This is a genomic window from Flavobacterium sp. Flavsp81 (assembly GCF_059491325.1).
The window spans coordinates 106,412-117,719 of the sequence record NZ_CP168505.1; the positions used below are offsets into that span (position 1 = coordinate 106,412).

The following is an 11,308-nucleotide window of genomic DNA, read 5'->3' on the forward strand; positions in this document are numbered from 1 at the left end:
TTTCAAATTAAGGCGTTACATTTGTAACGCCTTAATTTTTATACCTACTATTTATGAGAGAACTTTTAACGATTTCACTTGTGTTTGTTTTGTTTTTTAACAAAATTACTGCGCAAGATTCATTTATTGAGCACAAAATTCAAAAAGGAGAAACTACTTATTTTATTGCTCAAAAATATAAAGTTTCAGTAGATGAGATTTACAAATTCAACCCAGAATCTCAAAGCGGAATCAAAGACAATCAGATTATTAAGATTCCTGTTCATTCTGCAGGAAAGCAAAACCAGCAAATTACTCATATAGTTGGTGCAAAAGAAACACTGTATGGTTTGTCTAAGCAATATAATGTTTCAGTTGAAGCTCTTCAAAATGCAAATTCCGAAATTCTTGCCGGCGGACTTCAAATAGGTCAGGAATTAATTATACCGCAAAATTCTGCAAATTTTTCAAAAACTGAAATTACTGCTTCTTCAAAAGTGACTCATCAGGTAGTTGCCAAAGAATCTTTGTTTAGTATTGCCAGACAATATAATGTATCGGTTCAGGATTTAGAAAACCTAAATAAAGATTTACTTCAAAACGGATTGCAGATTGGTCAGACAATTGCAATTCCAAACAAAAGAAAAACGTTGGACGGAAGAGTTCGCGTGATTAATCAGGAAACAGTTTTTCATGTAGTTGAAGCTAAAGAAACTAAATTTTCGATTGCTAAAAAATACGGGATTTCAATTGATCAGTTAGAATCTCAAAACCCCGAAATTGTAAACGGATTAATTGTTGGAAATAAATTAGCCATCAATACCAAGGAAATTAAACCAACAAACGAAAGTGAAGAATTGATGCTGGCTTTGGCCGAAAAACAAGTAGTTGTTGAAAAAACAAAAGCTAAAACGGTTGAGTTAGAAGATTTAAAAGACCGGCTTGTAGTTCAGAAAGAAATGAATCAGAAAATCATAAAAATCAATGATTTGAAAGTTAATCTGAATGATTTGAACGGCTCCAAAGATAATTCAGTTGAAAAATTACGTTTGGTTTTAGAAACTAATAAAAATGTTCAGGATATTTTAATGGCTAAATTAGATTCGTTGGTTACTACAATGAATAATGATTTAATCGAATTGAAAAGAATGGATGTCTTGAATATAAATGAATCAAAACGCCTGGAGAAACAATCATATGAAAGTATCAGTAAAACAAGTGATTTGTCTTCTCAATTAAAGAAAGAATTAGCTGAAAACCGAAAAGTTTATGCAGGTTTAATGAATAAAGTGGAACGAATTGCCCTTGAGGAAAACCAGGAATATAAAAAGAAAATCCGTGAAAGCGAAAAAAACAATAATGTCACGTCTTTGCAGCAAAGGCTTTCATTAGAGGAAATCAAACGTTATAAAATAGACCAGGAACAGGGCGATGCACAAAATCAGCTTTTAATCGCGAAAATTGATTCACTGGATATTCAGAAAACAATCGAAATAAAACGACACATTAGCAAAGCTTCCTATTATAGTATGGAAGCCAGGAAATTTGATGATAAGGTGGCTTTGATGAAATTGAAGAAATATCAGGATGAAGTGATTAAAAATCAAAATAAAACAGATTCACCTGAAGTTTCAAAATCCATTTCATTGGAAGAAATGAAACAGGAATTGAAAGATAATCCGTTTAAAAATGAAAAGGATATAAAAATTGAAGTTTTTGATAACCTTAAAGAAGTCCCGAATGGCTATTATTTGGTTTTAGGTACATTTGCAGACGCAGTTCCAAGGGATGAATTAATTATGAAACTGATTGATTCGGGCGATTTTAATGCTAGTTTCTTCTTCAATATTAATAGTCTTTCTTACTATGTTTATTCGAATAAATATAATAATATGGAAGAAGTTTTATATCAATGCAAGAAAAAGGAAGAAGATGAGTTATATAGAAATATCATTATCGCTAAAGCAGAAATTGACCTCAGATAATAATTACCAAAGAATTAACTATTGGACTGATTTTTGTTTTAAACATAAATTAGTATCTTGTTCACATTAAAGAATAATTGTTTTTAATATCTATTATGAAATATTTCTTCACCATTTTTTCTCTTGTTTTTTTTATTACATGTACTGCTTTTTCACAGGAAAAGGTAGTTAAATATACGGTTTCAAACGGAGAAACTATTAACCAGATCGCACAGAAATTTAAGGTTACGCCTTATGATATTTACAAATTAAATCCGGATGCGAAAACTGCTTTGAAGCCCAATACTGTTTTATTGATTCCAACTAAAAATGTAAAAGTTAAAACAGAAGCTGTGGCTGTAAAATCGACTGTACGTACAAAAGAAGTAATACATGAAGTACAGCCGAAAGAGACTTTTTACAGTATTGAAAAAAAATACGGTGTTTCTGATGAAGCTTTAAAAGCAGCGAATCCCTTTCTTCAAAAAGACGGTGTTCAGATAGGTCAGAAATTAGTAATTCCAGTAAAAGGGGCAGCACCAAAAACAATTAAAGAAAAAGCCCAGGAAAAATATGTATATCACGACGTTGAGGCAAAAGAAACTAAATATTCGATTGCAAAACAATACAAAACTACTGTTGAGGATTTAGAAAAACGTAATCCGGATATTGTTGCTAATTTACCTGTTGGGTATCGTGTAACGATTAAAGGAACGGCTCCAAAAACAGAAATAATCACTCCAATTGCTGAAAATTCGGCTAAACCGGTTGAAACTAAAAAGCAAGTTGAAGCTCCAAGAAAAGCAACTACTTATATGGAGTATCAGGTAAAACCAAAAGAAACTTTTTATAGTCTGTCAAAAACGTTTCACATTACTCAGGAAGAATTAACAGAATTAAATCCGACACTTTCTGAAGGAGTAAAAGAAGGAATGGTTTTAAAAGTACCTGCAGGATTTGTGACGCCAATTCCAATTATTGCACAACAACAGCCAGTAGGAAAATCTGTTGAGAAACCAGTAGAAAAAGTCTCAGAAAAAACAGAAGATAAGCCTGTTGATAAACCAAGAGGGATAAAAGTTGTTGGAACAGTAAAGTCAGAGACAGTTGAAGTAGATCCTGAAGTGGTTGAGCTGAGTAAAAAGAGAGGACAGAATGAGCGTAAAAAACTGGTTTTATTATTGCCTTTTAATTTAGCTAAAATGCAAAACGACACAGTAAGTTCTGCCAATCGAATCAAAAATGATAAATTTTTGAACATGACTCTTGATTTTTACTCCGGGGCATTAATGGCAATCGATTCGGCGAAAGCCTTAAAATTACCAATTGATATTTCAATTTATGATTCTCAGGAAACGAAAACTACATCGAATGTCTCCAGTTTGATTGCTCAAAATAAATTACAGGATGCAGATGCTGTTATAGGACCATTTTATCAAAATAATGCTGAAGCAGTAGCAAATTCATTACGCTTGTATAATGTGCCCGTAATTTCACCATTATCAAAAGATTCTGCCAACCCAATAGATAATTTATATCAGTCAATACCAACAAATGACGTTGTCAGAAACTCGGTTTTTGATTATATGCGTTCTAAAAACGGAAATATTGTGGCTGTTGTCGATAAGAAAAAAGAATCGGTTATCAGTTATATCAAACAAAATCAAAAAGGAGTTGTTTTTGCTGCTTTGACAGAAACCGGAGGTTTGGATGTTGCGAATTTAAAAAGTTTATTATTGCCAAACAGAATGAATTATGTTGTAATGGAAACGGGTAATACAGCAATGATTAAAACAATTATTAAAGCTTTAATTGACGCACAAAGAACATGTCAGATTCAATTGGTAATTCTGGAACCTAACAGTACATTGGATACTGATGAAATTAATTTTGAAAACTTAATAAAATTGAAATTAATGTATCCTTCAGTAACAAGAGAAAGTGATGAACAGCCGGTTTTGATTTTTGAAAAAGAATATCGACTGAAAAATAAAGTAAATCCAAATACCTATGCAACAAGAGGATTTGATGTTACTTTTGATACGATGATGCGTTTGGTGCAAGGAAAAACCTATCAGGAAACAGCAGATTTAATGACAACAGAACAAGTTGACAATAAATTTCAATATTATAAAAAAGAAGATGGAGGACACGCAAACAAAGGTGTTTACATTTTATATTACGATTCAGACTTAACTTTAAAAGTAGCAAATTAATGACATCAAAAGTAACCTATTTAGGAGATTTAAGAACAAAATCAATACATGTGCAATCCGGAAGTGAAATTATTTCGGATGCACCATTAGATAACAACGGAAAAGGAGAAGCTTTTTCTCCAACGGACACCGTTGCTAACGCTCTGGCAAGTTGCATGATGACGATTATGGGAATAAAAGCCCGTGATATGGATGTAAATTTAAATGATTCAACTGCTGAAGTAACTAAAATAATGAATGCTGAGCCAAGAAGAATTGGAGCAATAGAAATTGCTTTTGAAATGAAAGGCGAAGCAGACGAAAAAAGTAAAACGATACTGGAACGTGCAGCAATGACTTGTCCTGTGTTTTTGAGTTTAAACCCTGAAATCGAAAAACGAATTACTTTCAACTGGAAATAAAAACAGATTTATAGAATTTAAGGAAGCAAGAAAGAAATCTATTGGTTTTTTTTCTTGCTTCTTCTCTTTTAAAATGGAACAAGACAAAAAACTTCTTATAAAATTAGCCCACACTAAAATGCCTTTCGGAAAGTATGAAGGGCATTATCTAATTGATTTGCCTGAATATTATGTGGTTTGGTATCATAACAAAGGTTTTCCAAAAGGTGAATTAGGACAGCAATTGCAGCTTATCTATGAGTTAAAACTAAATGGATTAGAGGAATTAATCCGAAATATTAAAAAACAATATCCAAAACCTAATTAATGGGAATATTCAAAAAAATGGCTGATTAAAAGTTAAAATTATCGATTCCTGAAACATGTAACTGTTCTGTATAAAAATTTGCAAATTATCTCATTCCCGAATTGATAAATTGTCTAATTAAATTTGTACTTTTGCCAAGTTTTTTACACAACTACAATACAAACAACAACAGAATGAATCAAACAAAATATATTTTTGTTACTGGCGGTGTGACTTCTTCTTTAGGAAAAGGGATTATCGCGGCATCTTTAGCAAAATTGTTACAAGGAAGAGGGTATCGTACAACTATTCAAAAATTCGATCCATATATAAATGTGGATCCCGGTACTTTAAACCCATATGAGCACGGAGAATGTTATGTAACGGATGATGGTGCTGAAACTGATTTAGATTTAGGTCATTACGAACGTTTTCTTAACGTTCCTACTTCTCAGGCTAATAACGTTACTACAGGAAGAGTCTATCTTTCGGTTATTGAGAAAGAAAGAAGAGGAGAATTTTTAGGAAAAACAGTTCAGGTTGTTCCTCATATTACAAATGAAATCAAAGACAGAATGCAATTGCTGGGCAAATCCGGTGACTATGATATTGTTATTACTGAAATTGGCGGAACTGTTGGTGATATTGAATCCCTTCCATATATAGAGTCTGTTCGTCAGTTAGTGTGGGAGTTAGGAGAAAATAACGGAATTGTTATCCATTTAACATTAGTTCCATTTTTGGCTGCAGCAGGTGAGTTAAAAACAAAACCGACACAACATTCCGTAAAAACTTTGATGGAAAGCGGTATCAAGGCTGATATTTTGGTTTGCAGAACTGAACACGAACTTTCTGATGAGCTGCGTAATAAATTAGCATTGTTTTGTAATGTAAAAAGAGAAGCAGTAATTCAGTCTATTGACGCTTCAACAATATATGAAGTTCCAAATTTAATGCTTGAGGAAGGATTGGATGTGGTAGCTTTGAAAAAATTAGATTTGCCTAAAAAAGCAGCCCCGGATTTAAAAAACTGGAATACTTTTTTACGAAGGCTAAAAAATCCAAAACATACGGTAAATATTGGCCTGATTGGAAAATATGTAGAAATGCAGGATTGTTACAAATCTATTTTAGAGGCGTTTATTCATGCTGGAGCTTCAAACGAAACTAAAGTAAATGTAATTTCTATACACTCAGAGCATATTAATATTGACAATGTCGCAGAGAAATTAGGAGTTCTTGACGGAGTTTTAGTAGCGCCGGGTTTTGGTGAAAGAGGCATTGAAGGAAAAATTGAAGCAGTTCGTTATGCACGTGAAAATAATATTCCGTTTTTTGGAATTTGTTTAGGAATGCAGATGTCAATTATTGAATATTCCCGTACTATTTTAGGATATACCGAAGCAAATTCGACTGAGATGAATGAAAAAACCAAACATCCAGTTGTAAATTTAATGGAAGAACAAAAAACAGTTACCGATAAAGGAGGAACAATGCGTCTTGGAGCCTGGAAGTGTGATATTAAACCAAACTCTTTAGCACATAAAATTTACGGGCAAACAACTATTTCCGAGCGCCACCGCCACCGTTATGAGTACAATAGCAAATATGTTGCTGAATTGGAAAAAGCAGGATTAATTGCTTCCGGAGTTAACCCTGATACAGGATTGGTTGAAATTGTAGAACTTGAAAACCACCCGTTTTTTATTGGTGTGCAATACCATCCTGAATATAAAAGTACCGTTGCCAATCCACACCCGATTTTCGTAAACTTTGTGGCTGCTGCAGTTAATTCGCATAAAAAATAATATTAATATTCTAAAGGATGTAACTTTTGAGTCAAACTCATAACTAATAACCTTGTAACGAATGACTTTTTAAAATTATAATGGAAGAAAAAAAATTTGACCTGAATTCAATCATTGGTTTTGTACTGATATTTGGAATTTTGATTTGGATTATGTACCAGAATCAACCTTCTGATAAAGAGATTGCCGCAGAAAAAGCCAAGAAAGAATTAGTGGCTAAACAACAAGCACAATCTAAAACTGATAAGACAAAAACAGCTATTTTGCCAGTAACTGCAGTAACTCCCGGTGATACAGTTCAGTTAGCGCAATTACAAAAAACATTAGGTGGTTTTGCTTATTCAGCGACCCTTCCTTCTGCAAAAGAATCTTTTACGACTATCGAAAATGAAAAGATAAAGCTAAAAATCGCTAATAAAGGTGGGTATATAGTTGAAGCAACTCTTAAAGAATTTGAGAGATTTGAAAAAGGTTCAAAACAATTAGTTGAGCTGATTAAGGATAATAACTCTAATTTGAATATTCAGCTGCAAACAACTGACAACAGAACTTTAAACTCTAAAGATTTGTTTTTTGAGCCAACACTTACGAAAGTTGGTGCAGATCAAATCTTATCAATGCGTTTGAAAGCTGGTGCTAATGAATTTTTGGAATATAAATATATATTGAAACCAAACGATTATTTGGTTGGTTTTGATGTTCGTTCCCAAGGTTTGAGTAAGGTTTTAAATTCTTCTAAACCATTAGATTTAGAATGGAATTTAAAGACGTATAGAAATGAAAAAAGTATTTCTTATGAAAATCGTTATGCCGAAATTTATTATAGTCATGAGGATGGAAAAGAAAGTTATGTAGGTCAAGGTGATCATAAGGAAGAAACGCCTGAAAAAGTTGATTATGTTGCATTTAAACAACATTTTTTTACCACAATTTTACAAACAAATACTTCTTTCGAAAAATCAAAATTAGTTTCTCAAAATCTGGTTAAAGACGAAAAAATTGATACTGTTTTTACAAAACAATTTAAAGCAAACGTCCCTTTAGCTTTTACCAATGGTGAAATTGATTACAAGATGAATTGGTATTTTGGTCCGGCAGATTATAAAGTATTAAAATCATATGATAAAAATTTCGAAAAAATTATTCCATTAGGCTGGGGAATTTTCGGATGGATTAATAGATGGGTTTTTATTCCTTTATTTGGATTCTTAAGTTCCTTTATTGCATACGGTATTGCTATTATCATCTTTACAATCCTTATTAAATTGGCTATGTCGCCAATCACTTATAAGTCATTCCTGTCACAGGCTAAAATGAAAGTTTTACGTCCGGAAATTACAGAGTTGGGAGAAAAATTCAAAAAAGATCCGATGAAGAAGCAACAGGAAACAATGAAATTATATAATAAAGCAGGGGTAAACCCAATGGCAGGATGTATTCCGGCATTGATTCAACTTCCGTTTATGTATGCGTCGTTTCAGTTTTTTCCATCAGCTTTTGAGTTAAGACAGAAAAGTTTCCTTTGGGCTAATGATTTGTCTTCTTTTGATTCAGTTGTGAAATTACCGTTTCATATTCCGTTGTATGGAGACCATATCAGTTTGTTCCCGATTTTGGCAGCAATTGCAATTTTCTTCTATATGAAAATGACATCCGGAGATCAGCAAATGGCTGCGCCTCAACAAGAAGGTATGCCGGATATGGCAAAAATGATGAAAATCATGATTTATGTTTCACCATTAATGATGTTAATTTTCTTCAATAGTTATGGAGCAGGTTTGAGTTTGTATAACTTTATTTCGAATTTAATTACAATCGGAATCATGTTTGTAATTAAGAACTATATTGTTGATACTGATAAAATTCATGCTCAAATTCAGGAGAATAAATTGAAAGAACCTAAAAAACAAGGGAAATTTCAACAACGTCTTCAGGAAGTTATGGAACAGCAGGAAGCTGCAAAAAAGCAAAATAAAAAGAAGTAAAAATTCTGAATGATAAAGAAAAGCCGAAATTAGTATTAATTTCGGCTTTTTTTAGTTTATGGTTATGCCATCTCCGATAACTCTTTTCGGAATGTTTTTCGTTGGCAATGAATTTTAGGATCAAAGTTTTTCCATAATAAATGAATAGCAGTATTTTCAGCTAATTCAGGAGTTCTAATGCAATTTTGGATTCCTTTTTCTGAAAAAGTTTTAAAATATTCATCAAAAATAATCGCTGTAACACCTTTGTTTTGATAGTCAGGATGTACTCCAATAAGGTAAAAAACAACATCCTTACTTTTTTTTCTGGCTTTTAGAAGATGAATAAATCCAAACGGAAATAATTTACCTTTGGCTTTTTGCAAAGCTTCTGCAAAACTTGGCATTACAATACTAAAAGCCACTAAATTATCGTCTTTGTCAACTACAAATTTGATGTATTCCGGATTAATAAAACTGATATATTTCTTTTTAAAATATTCTTTCTGGATATCTGAAATAGCTACAAACGAAGCTAATTTTTCATATGATTCATTAAAAAGATCAAACATTTTGTCAACATGGGGCATAATGTCTTTTGTCTTTGTAAAGGTCAGAGATCTTAATCCATATCTTTTTTTGATTAATTCTTGTGCTTTCAGAAAGAATTCCGGTTTTACGTTTGAAAACGGAAAAATGCTTTCAATATATTCTTTCTCCACACGGAAACCTAATTGTTCAAAATGAGTTACATAATAAGGGTTGTTATACCAGGTAATCATAGTGCCGATTTGGTCAAAACCTTCAGTTAAAACTCCAACTTTATCTAAATTTGAAAATCCCATCGGACCTTCCATATATTCCAGATTATTTTGTTTTCCAAGTTCATAGACTTTTTCCAGCAGGGCTTTAGTGACTTCAATATCATCAATAACATCAAACCAGCCAAAACGGACTTTCTTTTTATCCTGATTATTTACTTCTGACCAATTAATAATAGCAGTTATACGCCCAACAATTTCGTTATTTTTATAAGCCAGATAAAAATAAGCCTCTGCAGTATCAAAAGCAGGATTTTTTGTTTTATCAAATGACTCTAATTCATCAGCAATAAGAGGAGGTATCCAATATGGATTGTCTTTATATAAAGAGAAAGGAAATTTGATATAATCTGTCAGTTCTCTTTTCGTTTTGGCTTCTTTAATTGTAATCATTATTTTTATTGTAAGTTGCTCTTTGTAGCTTTTTATTTTTTTTCGTACTTGGCTTTTCTTTCCCTCTCTTTTTCCTGATAATCTATTTCTTCTTCTTTTTTCTCTTTTCCGTCCTTAACATTTTTATCCTTTGATTCTTTTTCTTTACCTACTCGTGTTATTTTTTCTTTGTATTTAGCATCATAACGCCATGAAAAACCAATTCCGCCATAAAGTAAAGAAGGGCTATTTTTTAAATTCTTGCTTATTGAAGCATCAAGCTGTATGTTGCTTCCAATTAAATAAGCAAGACCGCCTCTGAAAATAGCATCACTGTATAAATCACTTTTATATCCCTGATTTTCTAAGAAAGCGGACCAGTCGCTGTTTAAACCTCTTGTTAAGGTCAAAACATAGCCATATCCTGAATTATCTGTACCAATATAATCGGCTATGATATTAGAGACTAATACCCATCTTCCGTCACCAAATCGGTTTTGTGTGATCAGCATTATTTTTGGAGAAATACCTGATTCTGTTGAATAAAAATTAAGTGTATTTGTACCATAAGCATATGGGTTGTCCTTAAAAACAAAATTAGCTCCGGCAAATATCGAAACAGCAGGAATTAATTGATGCCAATCGAATTTTCTATTGGCATTATAGCTGTAAATATTAACATCTTTTTTGTAATTTTTGAATGGGTCATAAAGCAGGTATTTTGCTCCTAAAACTGTTTGTCTGAAGTCGTTTTTCTTAAAACTGGTAACAGGAGTTGTAAATTCTTCGCTTTGATATTGGATGTCTGCAATAAACTCCAGTTTTTCAAGAAAAAGCCCCCAGCGAAGTGTTAAGTCAGTTCCAAAGCCATTGGCTTTATAATCTTGGGTATGATGTTTTTCATTGATTCCATAAAAACCAATTTCAGCCTGAATAACCGATTTTCCAACTGAGAAAGCAGACATAGTTTCGCCTGGGCGATTTGAGTTGATGACATCAGTGTATTGAGCAAAAAAGAATTGTGGCAATAAAAATAAACCTAGTATAAAAAAGTTTTTAATTTTTAACATATATGTATCTTTTGATTAAAAAGTAATAACGCATTTCAAATGTAGTATATTTTATTATTTATTTAAGATTGATATTTTAATTTTAAACAATGGATTTATTAATTTTGAAAAAAATTATATGATTATGCAAGAAGCATCTTTTTCAGGTTTAATGAGAGCCATTGTTTTTATGATAGCTTTTTATTATATTTTTAAATTTTTAGCCAGAATCTTTTTACCGATTTTGGTAAAAAAAGCAGTTGAAAAAGCAGGAGAAAATTTTCAGAGACAACAACAATATAGTCAGGGCAATACATGGCAAAGCAATCGTAATAATGATGAGATAATCATTGATACCGCGAACGCAAAAAAACCTCGTGAAACCAAAAAAGTTGGAGATTATGTTGATTATGAAGAAATAGATTAAATTTGTAATCAAAATAATTAA

The 11,308-nt window shown here is 32.1% G+C and carries 9 protein-coding genes; 7 read left to right on the forward strand and 2 right to left on the reverse strand.

All coding sequences use genetic code 11. The annotated features are described in order from the left end of the window. Positions 1-53: 53 nt before the first annotated feature. From ACEN92_RS00435 to yidC, 6 genes are all read left to right on the forward strand, one after another. A complete protein-coding gene (locus tag ACEN92_RS00435; protein ID WP_495640399.1) occupies positions 54-1,964 on the forward strand; it encodes a LysM peptidoglycan-binding domain-containing protein in 1,911 nt (636 codons plus the stop codon). Positions 1,965-2,059: 95 nt separating this feature from the next. Next, positions 2,060-4,159, forward strand: coding sequence for an amino acid ABC transporter substrate-binding protein (locus ACEN92_RS00440; protein ID WP_495640400.1), 2,100 nt, complete (start codon positions 2,060-2,062; stop codon positions 4,157-4,159). Next, the gene (locus ACEN92_RS00445; RefSeq protein WP_495640401.1) at positions 4,159-4,560 is read left to right on the forward strand and encodes an OsmC family protein; all 402 of its coding nucleotides are present in this window, start codon (positions 4,159-4,161) and stop codon (positions 4,558-4,560) included. The genes ACEN92_RS00440 and ACEN92_RS00445 overlap by 1 nt, the downstream gene beginning before the upstream one ends. 73 nt (positions 4,561-4,633) lie before the next feature. Beyond that, positions 4,634-4,867, forward strand: a complete 234-nt coding sequence (locus ACEN92_RS00450) for a DUF3820 family protein (protein ID WP_495640402.1) — start codon at positions 4,634-4,636, stop codon at positions 4,865-4,867. 173 nt (positions 4,868-5,040) lie between these two features. After that, positions 5,041-6,654 (forward strand): CTP synthase, encoded by a 1,614-nt coding sequence (pyrG, locus tag ACEN92_RS00455; protein ID WP_495640403.1) that lies wholly within the window; start codon positions 5,041-5,043, stop codon positions 6,652-6,654. Between the two features lie 80 nt (positions 6,655-6,734). Beyond that, on the forward strand, positions 6,735-8,639 hold the full coding sequence (yidC, locus tag ACEN92_RS00460) for a membrane protein insertase YidC (RefSeq protein ID WP_495640404.1): 1,905 nt from the start codon (positions 6,735-6,737) through the stop codon (positions 8,637-8,639). Between the two features lie 62 nt (positions 8,640-8,701). Here yidC and ACEN92_RS00465 read toward each other — a convergent pair whose 3' ends face one another. Next, a complete protein-coding gene (locus ACEN92_RS00465; RefSeq protein ID WP_495640405.1) occupies positions 8,702-9,832 on the reverse strand; it encodes a GTP cyclohydrolase in 1,131 nt (376 codons plus the stop codon). Positions 9,833-9,864: 32 nt separating this feature from the next. Next, the gene (locus ACEN92_RS00470) at positions 9,865-10,881 is read right to left on the reverse strand and encodes a transporter (protein WP_495640406.1); all 1,017 of its coding nucleotides are present in this window, start codon (positions 10,879-10,881) and stop codon (positions 9,865-9,867) included. 118 nt (positions 10,882-10,999) lie between these two features. Between ACEN92_RS00470 and ACEN92_RS00475 the strand changes: the two genes are divergently transcribed. Next, positions 11,000-11,287: a DUF4834 family protein gene (locus ACEN92_RS00475; protein WP_495640407.1), complete on the forward strand. Its 288-nt coding sequence runs from the start codon at positions 11,000-11,002 to the stop codon at positions 11,285-11,287. Positions 11,288-11,308: the final 21 nt, after the last annotated feature.